The following is a 15809-nucleotide window of genomic DNA, read 5'->3' as shown; positions in this document are numbered from 1 at the left end:
TAATAAGGGGATTCATGTAATCCTTTTTTTTTAATTCGTTTGATGCCGAAATCAAGGGCGAGCAAGGCGAGTTCATCTCGACCCTTGATTTCTTTTCAAGCCCCAAATCCTTCGAATTGGTGGTCTAAGTATAGACCACCTGCTTCCGGCGAGGATGGGTGTGGGGCAAAGCCCCAGTACATGTCTTTATTTCTTAATTGACCTTTCAACGAAAAAGAGACTCATTTCTCGAGCACTCTTTTTTCGCATTTTTTTTATTTATTAACATAATAAATGCAGTAATCAAAAATGGATGTTACTTGACTAGCTCCTTTAACCGCAAATGCTTGTTGAGCACTCGCAATCATTTTTTCTTTTTGAATACGAAGTTCATTTCGACTACTAAACTTTTTGGTTGGTTGCAATCTTTCATAAATTTCCCCAACGTTTGGATATTGATTTCCTTCAAGTGGGTGAACGAAATAAGCAGGCTTAAATACATTCTCTATCATGCTGTGTAGGAGAGCGACAGGCTTACCATGTTGTTTGTCATCTAAAGAGTCCCATATATGAGTTAATTCTTTTCGGTGCAAATAAAGTCGCGCATTCTCTATTTTTCTTTCTAATTCTGTCACTAGTAATTGTGCTATGTTGCATTCTTCTTTAGGTAGTTCCCCAAATATGTGAAGAAGCAAAAGATAGGCTTTGACATCCTCCATACGACATTCCAAATAATAAATATAATCGAGTATGTCTAGATGAGAAGGGGAATTGTTCAGATGATATTGCTTCTGAAAAACAACCCGATTAATCCAGAATTCTTCGTAGAAATCATAGAAGCACCAAATTAGGTTATGTATGTACGGTTGTTCTTTAATTTGATTTATTTCATCCAACCTACTTTTCCAGCGTTCCTCATTATTCTCATGCTTGTAACGTCCCTCTTCTTTATCGTAATAGAACCAGAAAAAACGGGGCTTAGATGAGTCAATTGTCGCCTTTGTATACCGCGTGTCCTGTGGATTAATCTCCAGTTTTCCGTATTCCTGAACGATTTCTAGTAAACCGCCGCCATGGTCTTTGACACGATAATCACAATATTTAGCTCCATAACCTAATGGGAGCATTCGCGCATCTCGATATACCGGAAAAACAACATAATCTTGTTCTAAAAACTCTTTACCATATTCAGGTCTTATATCCGATTCCTCTAAATAAAGCTTCTTCCGAAAATTACTATCTTGTGAAAGCTCACGTTCTTTTATATTGAGGATTGGACATTTTAAGGACTCCAAGTCCTTCACAAACTGATACATAATTAATCACCTTCTTTTCATAATCAGCATTGTAAATTAAAAAAAAACGCTGTCAACAAAAAGAATTGACAAGCTTAATTTAGCTACTATAATATCCTCAGATTTAAGCTTAATTTATCCAGCAGAAATGTTCGGATAAGCTTCGTCCGTTTTATAGCGAGGAAGTGCGCCACGAATATTATATTTGTGGGATTTATCTAAGATAATCAAAAATTTGAAAAGGAGACTTGTCCCATGCAGCCGATGAAAAAAATTCCGAGAGAAGCACGCATGAAAAGATTGAACGTCATCTCTTTGCGTGTGGTGAGGGAACGCACCTTGCCGTATCAAACAAATAGTATCCAAAAGCCTCAAGATGCGTTCGAGTTGGCAAAAGCATTCATTGGAGAAGAGGATCGCGAGCATTGTATCCTCATTTGTTTGGATACGAAGAACAAGGTGACAGCCATTCAAACGATTGCCATCGGCAGCTTGAATGCAGCTATTGTCCATCCTCGTGAGGTGTTTAAAGCAGCTATTCTTTCAAATAGCGCCAGCATTCTTTTCTGCCATAACCATCCCAGTGGAGATGTTACTGCTTCATCCGAGGACTTGGAGATAAGCCAACGCATAAAAAAAGCCGGAGAGCTTATCGGCATTGAATTGCTTGATTCTGTTATTGTTTCTTCATCTAATTATTATAGTATGAAGGAGCACGAACTTATTTAGTATAACCTTCTTTATAAAGGGAACTGTCGAGGTTCCTTCTTGCTTGAACATATATTTTGGTCACCACGCCACGTTAGTCTTCGAATGTGAAGGCATTGTAACTATGAGAGGACGTTTCCTCTTGCTTTAGAGAATCATGTTCAGGCAGATCGACAGCGTGTAGCACTAATGAGGCTAGATGTTTTTTTTCGTTGGATAAGGCTGTCTCAGGGTAATGTCGTGAAACGACAGAACCATTATATCCCCCTTTATCTGACGTTGAAGAATCGTCGCTGCAAGCGATGATTTTCATAAGGCAGGTAGAGGGGGAGTTTGTATTTATACTTTTTGGAAAAGTACTGTATATAAGGTTTCACAGAGATATGAAATATTTCATCTGGTCGGCGTTTAATTATTGATAAAGAAAAAGATTTGTGGGATTTATTGTTTTGAATCGCTTTAAGCATCTGGCTTCGAATTTTGGATGAATACAGTTTGTCAAAAAATCTTTTTTTTCGTAGACCAAACTGCCATTTATTTTATCACTGCAAGAAACTCCAATGCTATGCACAGATAAGCCCATTCCAAAAACTACTCTCTCTAGTTCCCCTACAACAGAATATATTGTGTATACTATCACCCGAAGGAGGTGATAGTATTATAGATTTACAGAACAGTTCATACTTAAACTCAGTTAAATTAAAAAGAACATCAAAAATTAGCAACAAACAACGAAAAATCGACCATTTGACTAAAAAACAACGGAAAGAACTTATAAGATTGCACGCTGATATGGATAACGTACTGATCGCTAATTCCAAGGTGACGCGATATTCAGAGGGAAAGAGTACGAAAAGAGATGCCAAGAAAGGGAACCAAGGGAAACTTGGGGTCGACGGCATTTGGTCCTCGCTTACGTTCACACGTTATAAAAAAAGTTGTCGCACCTTTCTTAAATATTGCTACGAAAACTTCGACAAGGTACATTCTCTCCGAGACATTAAGCCAAGGATGGTGGGAAGTTTTGTTCAATCGTTACTGGACAAAGGACGTTCAGCGAAAACCATATCAGCCTATGTCAGTGCCATTAACAAGCTTGCCGAATCATCCGTAAAAGCCGGTATTAAAGGTCATGCTAAGCTAGTAAATGACAAACATCGTAGCATGATTCCTATTGCTCGTAAAGCAGAACGTCGGCGTGGGAGTATAGGAGGCGTAGGATACACCCTCCGTGAAGCTCAGATTATCGCAAGACAAGCTGCCAAGTATTACAGTCTATATGAAGAGACTCTGGTTGACGTTTTGTTGTACGCAGGTCCTCGTATTTCCGAGGTGCTTAGAATTAGCTTTGAACAAGTGGATTTTGATAAGCAGTGCATTTATCTTAACAAAAAAAATCAGAACAAAAATAATCGTCCTCGTGTGCTCCCGCTCCCTCCCTTTGTTATAGAAAAGCTCAAAGTCCTCGAGCCATTTATCCCTAATAAACAAACCAATATCTGGGGTCATAAAATGACGGAGAAACAAATAAGAGCCATGGTAAAGCATTGTGCTGCACTTGGGAAAGTAAAATACTGCGGTGTACATGATTTCAGAAAATCATGTTTAATCTGGCATACCCGAAAAATCAAGAACTGGAGTAAAGAGCAGCTCACCGCTGCTATCATGCAATTTGTAAGCACAGACACGAGGCTTAACCCTGATAGATTACAGGATGGGATAGAACTGCCCAAATATAGCCCAGAACAATTAATGCAACGGCAAAAACGTTGGCTAATGAATCAATATTTGACTCAGTTGCTAGGTCACTCACGCAATGATGCAACCGTACCTTATAAACGTACTTGAACGTCTACTTTAACTCTAAAATTTAGATCTTTAGATTCCTACAATGACATATAAAGTAGAGTTTCGTCGTCTTCTCCTGTGGCAGTAATATCCAGCCAAATTTTGTTGTACAAAATTATACGTAGTTTTGTCGGTTACTGTACAGGAATGTACGTAGTTTCGTTGATGTATAAAAACAACATGGAAGCAACAAGAGGGCTGCTTCCATGTTGTTTTTTAGTTTTCTGCAAGATTAAATAAGCTTTCGATAAATGAATACCAATGATTATCACATTTGATATGCGGTGAAACATAAATTAAAGAAGGATTTACAATGTAGTATGGTCTTGTTCCAGTATCCCAAACCCCCAAAGCCTTTACACGTTTTAACACATACAAACATGCGTTTAACTCCATCTTTTGCTTTCCCGACAATTTATTTGACTTGGCTTTTGAGTACAAATTCCACATCTGATAAACTTTCAAAAATTTGAACCTTCTACTTTTAAAGGTTGAATTCAACACTTCAAGAACAGTCTCATCCGACTTTACAATAACGTCTCCTGGAGAATTATTGAGGAGGAAATAGGACTTATAATCTGTCTTTATTAAAATTGCTCCTAGTAAAGCAATAGGATGAAATGAAGTAAGTTGTTTGGAATACTCTCGTTCTTCCTTGTTATATGGGTGATTAATAATACGTGCTCTTTCTCTGTCAGCCTTGTCTATAATGTCTTTAAGTTTTACCAGAACAATCTTTTTGGTAAATGGGGCTTTTTTGTTTTTAGCTCCTCTTAGAAATACTTCTTTCTCAAATCGATAGGCATTTCCAGTTAAACCTTCTGGTTTCTTTCTTCCCCAAATCCCATCCAGAACAAACTGTTTAATGTATTTTGTTGCAGTGCTCCTGGATACTCCCCATAGCTGGGCTAACGTCGTATCATTCAATGGAATACCGTTCATTTTAATCAATTTGTCGGAATTGGTGTCTTTGTCACTATTATAGTTCATATAAGGCAAGGTTCTGAATAAGCACTCCAACATTTCTGGTGAGTATTTCCCTACGACCTTATTCTCGTAAGCAGGCATGGTTTGAGTAAATGGTTCTGTTCTTCTGCCTTTGTCCCGATAAGCTTGCACTTTCAAATATCTTCTACGAGCTTGAATTTCTTTAGCGCTTTCGACGTTGATAACTGTATCGTCATCAGTAGGTATCTTAGCGTACTCCTGATTCTCTCCCGTTATCGGATTCGTTTCGGTTTCATAAGTAATTCGCCACTTCGTTAATTTCACGACAAATAACCTCCTTATAATTGGAGGGAGATATCATCCTTATAGTATCATTTTGCCATCGTTTTTGAATCATCCCTTAAACAAATGCAATTTACTTGACATTTTTAGCATAAAAAATTTGAAATAGCAAGGTAGTTACATGTACAAAAAAATATATTTTTCCAAGCTCAAACTCTCTTGCGGTTTGCTTCTTTTTTTTGCTAAAGTAATCAGACTCAGCTCAAAAACATAATTGAGCAAATTTACCAGCAGAAAAAGGGGAATACGATTATGACAAAAAAAACAGAAACATATATAAACAAAGAAGATTTGCCTAAAGCCATGACAGTAAAAGATGTTGCAAATTTCCTACGCATTGGCAGAGTACAAGCATATCAACAACTGAAACGAAACGAGTTTCACTATGTGAAAATTGGTAATAGCTATCGGATTTGCAGAGATTCATTCCTGCGCTGGTTTGAGGGAGAGGATTACTCAATAGCATAAATCAGTTGACACGATTAAAAATTACGCTATTATTTATCAAATTTTCTATCTCGTTGTTTGTACAGCGAGCTAATCTTTTACTTCTCAAAGAAAAGCCGAACAATCATTGTTCGAATAATTATTACGGAGGGAGAGTAATTTCAACATGGCACGAACTAAAAAATACCCAGGCGTATACGAACGCAAGGATACCAAAACGAAAACATATTACTTTATAATTTCAACGAACGACCCCAAAACAAATAAAAGAAAACAGGTTAAATCTAAAAGTTATTCAAACCCCGAAGAAGCCTATAAGGATTTAATTGATACGAAAAACAAACAAATGAAAGGAAAATATATTAAACCCACAAAGATTACGTTGAAAGAATGGATTGAAAAGTGGCTTAGCGATAAAGAAATTCGCCTGAAGAAGAAGACACTAGAATCTTACAAAAATCGAGCTAAGCACATAATCGAAGAAATCGGACATATTGAGCTTTTCAATCTAACAAAAGATGATGTTACAGACTTTTACAAGACGCTCAAAAAGAAGAATAAAGTGATTTTCAATGGTAAAGAAAAAGTCACTACTAATACTAAATTATCTAGCCGAACTGTCCATGATACGCATAAAGTGTTAAAGATGGCATTGATTCAAGCCTACCGAGATGAGAGAATTCCGCGCGATATTGCTTCTAAAATCGAATCTCCCAAGGCAAAACAAGCTAACCACAAAATTCTAAAACCAGATGAAGTTAACTTATTCCTAAGCACTGCTAAAGGCGACCCGACTTATTGTGCAATTTATCTCGGCATATTCTGCGGCTTGAGGCAGGCAGAAACGCTTGGACTAACTTGGGATAATGTTGACTTGGATAATCAAGTCATCTACATTGTTCGGACACTTGACCATGAGGATGACGATTGCGCAATAAGTGACGGAACGAAAACAAATGCCGGAAATCGCCCAGTGGAAATTGATGAAGAAATTGTTGAAGTCCTTAGAGCCCAAAAGCGGCGCATAAAAAAAGACAAAGAACTTTCCGGTACTCTTTATCAAGACATGAATTTGGTCTGTCCAAGCAATATTGGAACGCCAATGAATCCGAGTAATCTAAGGCGCAGCTTATATCGAATCATAGATAAAGCTGGAGTAACACGGGTTACATATCATGAACTTCGCCACAGTCATGCAAGTTTAAGTGTCAAATCAGGAGCAGATATTAAATCCTTGTCATTCCGATTAGGTCACAGCTCGACACGAGTAACGTTGGATATTTATTCTCATTTGTTACCCGGTATGCAAAGAGCATTACTGAAGAAATTCAGAGACGAAATAACCGATAAATAATTTAGAACAGGCTTCCATGCTTGTTCTTTTTTTATTATCCCTTTGTTATATTTTTCGTTTTCAAGAGTATTATTTTCCTTATGTTACCGGATTGTTACCAGATAGCTAATTTCGATTTATACTCGCATTCTTAAAAAACAAGAAAACGCTTGAAATCTCAAGCGTTACAAGGTTTATTTACGTATGGAGCCTAGGGGGATCGAACCCCTGACCTCATCGCTGCCAGCGATGCGCTCTCCCAGCTGAGCTAAGGCCCCAAAATTATGAATATAACAAGCTGTCCAACTCTGCAATGCTCCGCAGGCGACTCCTATATCATATAAAGTACAGCTTTTGCTGTCAACAACTTTTTCTTGAAGCTAAAGTGATTGGAGAAGAACAACCTTTTTACTGGAACACACAGATGGTAACCCCAGAATGCTCTTCCCCTTTTACCCGTTTCACTAATCCTCGTTGTCGTCTTTGGACAATAAAGATTTCAGTTCTTTCATGAACATATTGATGTCTTTGAATTGACGGTACACTGAAGCGAAGCGCACATAGGCAACTTCATCCACTGGAAACAGCTGTTCCATCAGCAGTTCGCCAATCTGACGGCTCTCTACTTCTGCATCGGCTGTATTTCGCAGAGACTTCTCTACCTCAGATACCATCATTTCCAGTGTCTCCACAGAAACCGGCCGTTTCTCACAAGCCCGAATCAGGCCACGAAGAATCTTGTCCCGACTAAATTCCTCACGACTACCATCTTTCTTGATGACGATCAGCGGCGTTTCTTCCACCATTTCAAAAGTTGTAAATCGACGGCTACATTGCTCACACTCACGACGACGACGAATCGATTTTGATTCATTGGCCGGCCTTGAATCAAGCACCTTTGTGCCCAGATAGGCGCAATAAGGACATTTCAAATCAGATCACTTCCCATGTTTTACTTTTTACCAGAAATTGCCTACATGCATTTAGTTATGAAAATCGTATTGCCGACACATAATACTTTTACCAACCGCGAGGAGGTGAACAGCAATGGCACAAAGCAATGGTAACTCCAACAACCTGGTGGTAACTAAAGCTTCCGCAGCTCTCGAACAACTGAAATATGAAGTTGCTCAAGAACTCGGAATCAGCATCCCACAAGACGGATACCAAGGTAACATGACTTCTTACGAGAACGGTTCGATCGGTGGATACATCACGAAGCGTCTGGTAACAATTGCAGAACAGCAATTGGCAGGTCAATACCAATAATATCTGCATCGTAATACGGTACACAGAGGAGCATGGAGCGGCCGGTGAATAACCGGCCTGCTCGGTGCTTCTACTTATTTTAGACTATGAATCCAGAGTGTCTCATCTTAGAACGTATTATAGATCTTTACATACTGATTATAATAATAAATGACGCGTTGTACATAGTGCCGGGTTTCTCCAAACGGAATATCTTTGACCGTCTCGAACGAACCATCCCATACACCATCTCTTAGCCATGAGTTCACTTTACCTGGACCTGCATTGTAAGCTGCAATCATAGCCGCTTCATTCCCGTCAAATTGATCTGACAGATTGCGTAAATACCAGGTACCCAGCTGGATATTCCTTTCAGGCTCGTGCTTCAATTCTTCCAGTGAGGTGCCCGGAATTTTGGCTTGCTCCATAATCCAGTTAGCAGTGTCAGGCATCAGCTGCATTAACCCGATGGCACCTCTCTTGGATTCCTTACTTGTTTTAAAATTGGTCTCCACCTTGATGATGGAAGCGATGAGAAACGGATCAACCTCATAACTCTGAGACTGGGCACGAATCTCTTCCTTATAATGAATTGGATAGAACCATGACATCCAATTGGTATTCAGGAACAGCACCAATACAAAAGACACAAACATCAACAACAATACCCGTTTCTTACGCAGCAATCTCATATTAAGCCCTTACGATGCAAAAATGAAATGATTTGCTGCTCCGTCTCTGACCACAGGCCGCTGTTATCGATAACCACGTCAGCACGCTGCTTCTTATCTTCAATATCCATCTGTACGTCTATACGGGCATCTGCCTGTTCCGCCGTCATTCCATCCCGGCTCATCAGTCGTTCCCGCTGCACAGACCTCGGAACGTAAACAACCATCACTTCCTCGAAGCCATCCTCCAGCCCTGACTCGTACAACAACGGAATATCCGATACGACCAGCTTGTCCGGATGTTCAAGCTGATACAGAGCAGCGCGTTCGCGCATCTCCTTGCGGATCGCAGGATGTGTAATAGCCTCCAGTGCCTTGCGTTCCTCTGGATTCTGAAACACAATACTGCCCAGCTTTTTACGATCCAGTGTTCCGTCCACATTCAATATGGCTTGTCCGAACCGCTGAACAGCCGCAGCCAAAACGGGATGCCCGGGCAGCATTACTTCCCGGGCAATAACATCTGCATCAATGAGCAACGCTCCCTGACTGGCGAGAAAGGCGGACACACTGCTTTTGCCTGTCGCGATCCCGCCGGTTAAGCCAATATTCATTATTTCACCTCACAACAACTTCATTATTCCCATAATCATTAATAAAAGCGCAGGCAGCACAGATAATCTTCGCATCCAACGCAAAGCAGCAAAGCGTAATCCAACCCTCATGCCCAGTGACAAAAATGCCCCGCTAAACAACGCGATAACTAATGCTGTCCACAGAGTCGGGAATCCCAATAATGCAGCACCCAATCCTGCACCGAAAGCATCCAGAGAAAGAGCTATACCAAGCCACATCGCTTCTTGGACAGATATACTGCCCGAGTTATCCATATCCGCCTTTGATGGGCTACGCAAAATTTGAATAACCACACCCAGCTTCCTCAGCTCAAGTGTAAACACCATTCGTTCCAGAGATCCTCCAGAAGCAGATGGTTCAAGCTCAAGCGCAAGCACTTGATTTCTACCCTTCGACTGAGCTTCTGGGGAGACTTGCGTACTGCTCTGGATTCCTCTTGCCCCTGTTCCCTCACCCACTCCATTGTCCGTTTCCAGCTGTTCTTTGTCTCGTTTACGAATGAGTTGCAGCAACGACCATGCGCCAATACCGATCAGAATAACCGCTCCAACAATTGAAGCCACGTCCGGAGATACGACATGAGACAGAAGCACACCTACTTGCATGGATAATGCAATAACCAGACCCGAACAGATGGAAATGACGACAATGGATACCAGCGGAATTTTAGTCCTCCGCAGCCCATATGTAATCCCGACTCCAAAACCATCTAAACTAAGCGCCAAAGCAAGCGCCAGTAATGAAATAAAATGATGCAGCACCCCGGATTCCTCCCCTGTGCGGAATGCGTCCAACTGGCGGCAGCCAGTATGGGTATACGCCCGCTTATTTCTGCCATATCAGTATATGGAGAGGGGAATCCAAGGGTGCTACAATTTGACGATTTCGTTCATGCTGCCAAACCCGTAACGATTTAGAGCAATGGTTGACACTTCGGACAGTAATGTGTTCCTCTGCCACCGACTACACTCTTCTCGATTAATGTGCCACACGTTGCACAGGGTTCAGACTTGCGTCCATATATTTTCAACTGATGCTGGAACATTCCCATCTCACCCTGTCCATTGACATAGGACTTAATGGAGGAACCACCTGCATCCACCGCATCCTGCAGCGTAATCACGATCGCTTCATGAAGTACGGTTAACTGGGCTTCGGTCAATGTCTTGGCAATGGTCTCGGGATGAATGCCTGCACGGAACAATGCCTCGTCCACATAAATATTCCCGATGCCGACCACATATGCCTGATTTAACAAGACGGCTTTGATTTTGGTCGTGCGTTTGCCAACAGCATCACGAAATGCAGCTACAGTAAACGCAGGATCAAGCGGCTCCAGCCCCAGTTTTAACAAGGGTTTGGATACAAGTTCCTCCCCTGCATTAAAGAGGTGCATTGTACCGAATTGACGGACATCCTTATAACGTAATTCTGTACCGTCGGTAAAGTGAAAGATAACATGGGTATGCTTCTCCACTTCCTCATGCTGTTGGTACACCCCGTACCTTCCTTCCATCCGCAGATGGGAAACAAGCACCAGCCCGTCCAGCAAAATACGCAAAAACTTGCCTCTGCGCTCCACACCCATCACGGTATGTCCCTTAAGTTCCATTGCAAATGCATCTATGTCGTCCGGCCGCTGAATAATCCGCGGCAAGCTAACGGTAACTGAGTCAATGGTCTTGCCAACAATAAGTTGATTCAATGTTCTTCTGACTGTTTCGACTTCCGGTAATTCCGGCATGATGTTCTCACCTCCCCTATATTATAACGGAAGATGGCGCTCAGCGGGACCCCTTCTTATGTCGAAAGCAGTTGAAAATCATTTTGTAAAATAACGGAAACCCCGGGATCTATTATTTAGCCTCGTACCAGTTTTCTCCGTAGCTAACTTCTGCTTTTAGCGGCACTGACAGCTCCAATGCTTTTTCCATCACCGAAGGAACCAGCTCTTTCATCAGTTCCAGCTCATCCGCAGGCACTTCGAATACAAGTTCATCGTGCACCTGTAGCAGCATACGGCTCTTCAGCTTGCGTTCACGCAGTGCTTCATCCATCTGAACCATGGCAAGCTTGATGATATCTGCCGCAGTTCCCTGAATCGGTGTATTCATCGCTGTCCGTTCCGCGAAGGAACGCAGATTAAAGTTGCTTGCATTAATTTCTGGCAGATAACGACGGCGTTCCAGCAACGTTTTAACATAACCATCCTGGCGGGCTTCCTTCACAATATCATCCATATATCGACGCACACCCTGGAATACTTCAAAATACTGGTCGATAAACTGTGCTGCCTCTTTCCGTGTGATGTGCAGGTTCTGCGAAAGGCCGTAATCACTGATGCCATATACAATCCCGAAGTTAACCGCCTTGGCAGAACGACGCATGTCTCCATCCACCTCTTCTGGCTTCACACCAAACACATCTGAGGCCGTCTTCGTATGGATATCCATATCCTGAACAAAAGCTTCCTTCAGCCGCTCATCATCTGAAATATGTGCAAGGACGCGCAGTTCAATCTGCGAATAGTCAGCTGCCAAAATGGACCAGCCCGGCTCGGAAGGAACAAATACCTTCCTGATTTTACGACCTTCCTCCATCCGAATCGGAATGTTCTGCAAGTTCGGGAACTGGCTGCTCAGACGTCCAGTAGCCGCGATCGTCTGACGGTAAAACGTATGCACCTTGCCATCCTTATCTGAAATTTCTTTAAGAAGTCCTTCTACATATGTGGACTGCAACTTGGCAAGTTGACGATACTGCAGAATATGTTTGACCACATCATTATATGGAGCCAGCTTCTCTAATACTTCGGCATCCGTAGAGTATCCTGTTTTTGTTTTCTTCACCACAGGCAGACCTAGCTTATCGAATAAAATCTCACCCAGCTGTTTGGGTGAATTCAGATTGAATTCCGTGCCGGAAAGCTTGTAGATTTCCGCCATCAACCTGCTGATATTTTCTTCAAACTCGCTACCCAAAGCCTGCAAATCTGCCGTATTAGCCTTAATCCCCTGTTTCTCCATATCTGCCAAAATACGTGACAGCGGCATCTCCAGTTCATGGAAAAGCGCGTTCATCTCATTGCTCTCCAGTGCATGCTCCTGGAGTGGAATAATGGCTGCTACTGCCGCCGCTTTGCGACATAGAAAATCGCCCAGTATATCCGCCTCAGGCACCCGGTATTTTGCACCTTTGCCCATAACCGTATCATCCTCCACAAGGGAAGGCAGACCATACTTCGTAGTCAGGCCGCTAATTGTCTGATTCGATTCGGTTGGATCAAGCAGATAGGCAGCCAGCTGCACATCAAATGACGCTCCAGCAAACTCAATGCCATGCGCATGAAGTGCGAGATCGACACGGTGCAGATCATAACCACGCTTGGGTTGATCTGCATTGCCAAGCCATTCTCTTACTGGGGCCGCTGCCTCAGACTGAAGCAACTCGGGAGACAGGAATGTATAGGTTCCGGCTGAACCAACAGCAAGTCCAATTAGTTTCGCCTGATGGGGATTATCGCCATGTGTCTCCACATGCAACACATCAATGGATTCGAGTGAACCGAACAGTTCACTAACCGTTTCTTCTGTTGCAATGGAGGATTCCACCGCGGCAGCCGGAACGGCTTCCTGTTCAGAAACAACACTTGCGCGGAATGACAGACGCTCAAGCAAAGACTTGAATTCGAGCTTGGCCAAAGCCGGGCCTGCCAGTTCCTCTTTTAAGCCAGCAAACTGCATATCTTCCCAAGTTTGTTCCAATGGAACTTCACGGTGGATCGTAGCAAGCTGCTTGCTCATACGTGCATCTTCGGCGTGAGCCTCAATCTTTTCCTTCATTTTTCCTTTTAGCTCACCTGTACCGTTCAGGACTTCTTCAACCGAACCGAACTGGTGCAGCAGTTTCAGAGCCGTTTTCTCTCCAACACCAGGAATGCCCGGAATATTGTCGGATGTATCGCCCATCAGACCTTTGAGGTCAATGATTTGCAACGGGGTCAGACCATAACGCTCCTTGATCTGAGCAGGATCATACAGTTCAATCTCGGTTACCCCTTTGCGCGTAAGACCGATATGAACATGTTCAGATGCAAGCTGCAACATATCTTTGTCACCAGACACAACGAGAACCTGTCTACCAGCCTCATCCGCACGCTTCGTTAATGTTCCGATAATGTCATCCGCTTCAAACCCCGCAAGCTCGAACTGGGCAATCCCGAAACCCTGAAGCAGCTCTTTCAACAGGGGAAATTGCTCTGACAACTCCGGTGGTGTTTTCTCTCGACCACCCTTATATTCCTGGTAACCTTCGTGCCGGAACGTAACTTTGCCTGCATCAAATGCCACCATCACATGTGTCGGTTTATGCTCTTCCAGCAAGCGCAGCAGCATCGTGGTGAAGCCGTACACCGCATTGGTGTGCAAGCCTTTCGAGTTCGTTAGTGGCGGCATTGCAAAAAACGCCCTGTAAATAATGCTATTTCCATCTATAAGAATAAACTTGTCCATTCCAGCACCTCGCGTATCGTATGGTCATTCCTTCAATTACATCTACTCTCATGATACCATACACACCAGTTACAACAAAAAAATTAGTCATCTTTATACGTCATGATTTAGCCTGCAAAAAAGGAACTCCCTCAGCGGATGACCTGTTCACAGGCCGCCCGAGAGAAAGTCCCTTCATTTCGCTACGAATAATACCCCAATTCCACTAAAAGCGGTTACCTATTGATTCAAATCAGGGCGTTTCCCTGTTACGAGATACACCGTGCTCTCACCAATGTTTGTTGCGTGGTCACCAATCCGTTCGATATAACGACCCACCAGCATCAAGAGCATCGCTTGGGAAGCCTTATTTGGATGGTCTGTCATAAACGAGTAGAGGTCACTGATCATATGACTGTACAATTGATCAACCTGATCATCGGTCTGAGCCATTTTGTAGGCCAGATCCGTATTTTCTTTCAGGAAGGATTCAATGGATTCCTCAATCATGGCTTTCACGATTTCCGCCATTCTTGGAATATCCACAAGCGGTTTAATGAGCTCCTGCCCATCCATACGAAGGGTCACTTTGGCCACATCCAGCGCGAGGTCACCCATACGCTCTAGGTCACTTGAGATTTTGAAGGCAACGATAATGCGTCGCAAATCCTTCGCTACCGGCTGTTGTGTAATGATGAGCTTCGAACCCAGTTCCATAATCTTGTCTTCCAGGGCATTCAGATTCGCATCATTCTTGATGATGACCTGAGCTTTCTCGGCATCCATCGTTTGTAAACTTTCAATAGCACCATCCAACGCTTTGCCTACATGCTCACCCATCTGCCGAAGCAGTGTGCGCAGTTCCTCAAGCTCCTGATCAAATTCTTTTCTGCGAATCATAGATTCATGTCCTCCTTATCCATCATCTCCGGACACGCCGGGATCGTTCGAACTCAGCTTGCTTATCCGAACCGTCCGGATATATAATCCTCGGTTCTGGAATCCTGCGGTGTAGAGAACAACGTTTCTGTATCTGCTGCCTCCACCACTTCTCCGTTCAGGAAAAATACCGTACGACCTGATACCCGTGCAGCTTGATGCATGTTATGGGTTACCATTACAATCGTGTATTTGTGGTGCAATTCCTTGACCAGTTCCTCAATTTTGAGCGTTGAGATCGGATCAAGTGCAGACGTTGCTTCATCCATCAGCAGTACGTCAGGCTGCACAGCCAGAGCACGCGCAATACAGAGACGCTGTTGCTGTCCACCCGAGAGACTCAGCGCCGATTTTTTGAGTACATCCTTTACTTCATCCCACAGTGCTGCATGAACAAGACTCTGCTCAACCAAACGATCCAGTTCGGCTTTTTGCGTCACCCCGTGAAGTCGTGGTCCATAGGCCACGTTATCATAGATGGATTTTGGAAAAGGGTTAGGCTGCTGAAATACCATTCCGACCCGCTTACGCAGCGTCTCTACTTCAATCTCATTGCTATAAATGTCGGAACCGTCCAACATAACTTGTCCTTCCACACGTACGCCTGGAATCATGTCATTCATCCGATTCAATGTACGAAGCAAGGTCGATTTACCACAACCTGACGGACCAATAAATGCAGTAACCGTCTTCTCCGGCAGGTCCATCGATATATTTTTAAGCGCGTGATGCGTATCATAGTATAAATTAAGTCCTTCAATGTGAATGAGGTCCTTCATGGATGTTCACTTCTCCTTCGCGGCAGGGACAACCAGATTCCCTTACGTAGACCGATGCCAATGATTGAACCTGGCTCTCGGTCATCTATAATATCCTACCCTCTCATTGTAAAAACAGTATCACTTTCATGTTAACGGAATGTAAA

General features: G+C 43.0%; 15 protein-coding genes and 1 tRNA gene. 5 read left to right on the top strand and 11 right to left on the bottom strand.

All coding sequences use genetic code 11. The annotated features are described in order from the left end of the window. Nucleotides 1–254: 254 nt before the first annotated feature. The gene (locus tag DC345_RS12545) at nt 255–1295 is read right to left on the bottom strand and encodes a hypothetical protein (protein WP_113053388.1); all 1041 of its coding nucleotides are present in this window, start codon (nt 1293–1295) and stop codon (nt 255–257) included. Nucleotides 1296–1529: 234 nt separating this feature from the next. On the opposite strand from DC345_RS12545, the gene DC345_RS12540 reads away from it, so the two are divergent. Next, nucleotides 1530–2003 (top strand): JAB domain-containing protein, encoded by a 474-nt coding sequence (locus tag DC345_RS12540; protein ID WP_258530641.1) that lies wholly within the window; start codon nt 1530–1532, stop codon nt 2001–2003. Nucleotides 2004–2774: 771 nt separating this feature from the next. After that, complete coding sequence (locus tag DC345_RS12535; protein WP_146752127.1) at nt 2775–3830, top strand: tyrosine-type recombinase/integrase; 1056 nt, start codon at nt 2775–2777, stop codon at nt 3828–3830. A gap of 216 nt (nt 3831–4046) precedes the next feature. Here DC345_RS12535 and DC345_RS12530 read toward each other — a convergent pair whose 3' ends face one another. After that, nucleotides 4047–5102, bottom strand: a complete 1056-nt coding sequence (locus tag DC345_RS12530; protein WP_113053386.1) for a hypothetical protein — start codon at nt 5100–5102, stop codon at nt 4047–4049. A 270-nt stretch (nt 5103–5372) separates the two neighbouring features. Here DC345_RS12530 and DC345_RS12525 point away from each other — a divergent pair, with 270 nt between their 5' ends. After that, nucleotides 5373–5588, top strand: a complete 216-nt coding sequence (locus DC345_RS12525; protein WP_181586572.1) for a helix-turn-helix domain-containing protein — start codon at nt 5373–5375, stop codon at nt 5586–5588. Between the two features lie 145 nt (nt 5589–5733). Continuing rightward, entirely contained in the window at nt 5734–6921 is a 1188-nt protein-coding gene (locus tag DC345_RS12520) for a tyrosine-type recombinase/integrase (protein ID WP_113053385.1), read from the top strand. A gap of 184 nt (nt 6922–7105) precedes the next feature. Here the strand turns inward: DC345_RS12520 and DC345_RS12515 are convergent. Together DC345_RS12515 and nrdR are read right to left on the bottom strand one after the other, a co-directional pair. Further along, a tRNA-Ala gene (locus DC345_RS12515) sits at nt 7106–7178 on the bottom strand. 186 nt (nt 7179–7364) lie between these two features. Beyond that, the gene (gene nrdR, locus DC345_RS12510; RefSeq protein ID WP_064639292.1) at nt 7365–7832 is read right to left on the bottom strand and encodes a transcriptional regulator NrdR; all 468 of its coding nucleotides are present in this window, start codon (nt 7830–7832) and stop codon (nt 7365–7367) included. A gap of 115 nt (nt 7833–7947) precedes the next feature. On the opposite strand from nrdR, the gene DC345_RS12505 reads away from it, so the two are divergent. Continuing rightward, nucleotides 7948–8169, top strand: coding sequence for an alpha/beta-type small acid-soluble spore protein (locus DC345_RS12505; protein ID WP_053783555.1), 222 nt, complete (start codon nt 7948–7950; stop codon nt 8167–8169). Between the two features lie 107 nt (nt 8170–8276). On the opposite strand, the gene DC345_RS12500 is transcribed toward DC345_RS12505, so the two are convergent. The 7 genes from DC345_RS12500 to pstB all read right to left on the bottom strand — a co-directional run bounded on the left by DC345_RS12500 (nt 8277) and on the right by pstB (nt 15663). Further along, on the bottom strand, nt 8277–8840 hold the full coding sequence (locus tag DC345_RS12500; RefSeq protein ID WP_063568107.1) for a lytic transglycosylase domain-containing protein: 564 nt from the start codon (nt 8838–8840) through the stop codon (nt 8277–8279). Beyond that, nucleotides 8837–9433, bottom strand: a complete 597-nt coding sequence (gene coaE / locus DC345_RS12495) for a dephospho-CoA kinase (protein WP_113053384.1) — start codon at nt 9431–9433, stop codon at nt 8837–8839. The genes DC345_RS12500 and coaE overlap by 4 nt, the downstream gene beginning before the upstream one ends. Before the next feature lie 9 nt (nt 9434–9442). Beyond that, nucleotides 9443–10216 (bottom strand): manganese efflux pump, encoded by a 774-nt coding sequence (locus DC345_RS12490; protein ID WP_113053383.1) that lies wholly within the window; start codon nt 10214–10216, stop codon nt 9443–9445. Nucleotides 10217–10368: 152 nt separating this feature from the next. Continuing rightward, nucleotides 10369–11199: a DNA-formamidopyrimidine glycosylase gene (mutM, locus tag DC345_RS12485; protein WP_113053382.1), complete on the bottom strand. Its 831-nt coding sequence runs from the start codon at nt 11197–11199 to the stop codon at nt 10369–10371. Nucleotides 11200–11311: 112 nt separating this feature from the next. Then, the gene (gene polA / locus DC345_RS12480; RefSeq protein ID WP_113053381.1) at nt 11312–13966 is read right to left on the bottom strand and encodes a DNA polymerase I; all 2655 of its coding nucleotides are present in this window, start codon (nt 13964–13966) and stop codon (nt 11312–11314) included. Nucleotides 13967–14185: 219 nt separating this feature from the next. Continuing rightward, the gene (gene phoU, locus DC345_RS12475) at nt 14186–14845 is read right to left on the bottom strand and encodes a phosphate signaling complex protein PhoU (protein ID WP_113053380.1); all 660 of its coding nucleotides are present in this window, start codon (nt 14843–14845) and stop codon (nt 14186–14188) included. A 62-nt stretch (nt 14846–14907) separates the two neighbouring features. Beyond that, entirely contained in the window at nt 14908–15663 is a 756-nt protein-coding gene (gene pstB, locus DC345_RS12470) for a phosphate ABC transporter ATP-binding protein PstB (protein WP_063568101.1), read from the bottom strand. Nucleotides 15664–15809 lie beyond the last annotated feature (146 nt).

The organism is Paenibacillus taichungensis, from assembly GCF_003287275.1.
GTDB lineage: Bacteria > Bacillota > Bacilli > Paenibacillales > Paenibacillaceae > Paenibacillus > Paenibacillus taichungensis_A.
The sequence above is the reverse complement of the archived record's forward strand: the minus strand, read 5'-3'. Positions and strand labels throughout refer to the sequence as shown.

Bases quoted from the DNA above. Each gene is read 5' to 3' on its own strand.
- DC345_RS12545 (WP_113053388.1), bottom strand. From the start codon at position 1,295: ATGTATCAGTTTGTGAAGGACTTGGAGTCCTTAAAATGTCCAATCCTC.
- DC345_RS12540 (WP_258530641.1), top strand. From the start codon at position 1,530: ATGCAGCCGATGAAAAAAATTCCGAGAGAAGCACGCATGAAAAGATTG.
- DC345_RS12535 (WP_146752127.1), top strand. From the start codon at position 2,775: ATGGATAACGTACTGATCGCTAATTCCAAGGTGACGCGATATTCAGAG.
- DC345_RS12525 (WP_181586572.1), top strand. From the start codon at position 5,373: ATGACAAAAAAAACAGAAACATATATAAACAAAGAAGATTTGCCTAAA.
- DC345_RS12520 (WP_113053385.1), top strand. From the start codon at position 5,734: ATGGCACGAACTAAAAAATACCCAGGCGTATACGAACGCAAGGATACC.
- DC345_RS12505 (WP_053783555.1), top strand. From the start codon at position 7,948: ATGGCACAAAGCAATGGTAACTCCAACAACCTGGTGGTAACTAAAGCT.
- DC345_RS12500 (WP_063568107.1), bottom strand. From the start codon at position 8,840: ATGAGATTGCTGCGTAAGAAACGGGTATTGTTGTTGATGTTTGTGTCT.
- coaE (WP_113053384.1), bottom strand. From the start codon at position 9,433: ATGAATATTGGCTTAACCGGCGGGATCGCGACAGGCAAAAGCAGTGTG.
- mutM (WP_113053382.1), bottom strand. From the start codon at position 11,199: ATGCCGGAATTACCGGAAGTCGAAACAGTCAGAAGAACATTGAATCAA.
- polA (WP_113053381.1), bottom strand. From the start codon at position 13,966: ATGGACAAGTTTATTCTTATAGATGGAAATAGCATTATTTACAGGGCG.
- phoU (WP_113053380.1), bottom strand. From the start codon at position 14,845: ATGATTCGCAGAAAAGAATTTGATCAGGAGCTTGAGGAACTGCGCACA.
- pstB (WP_063568101.1), bottom strand. From the start codon at position 15,663: ATGAAGGACCTCATTCACATTGAAGGACTTAATTTATACTATGATACG.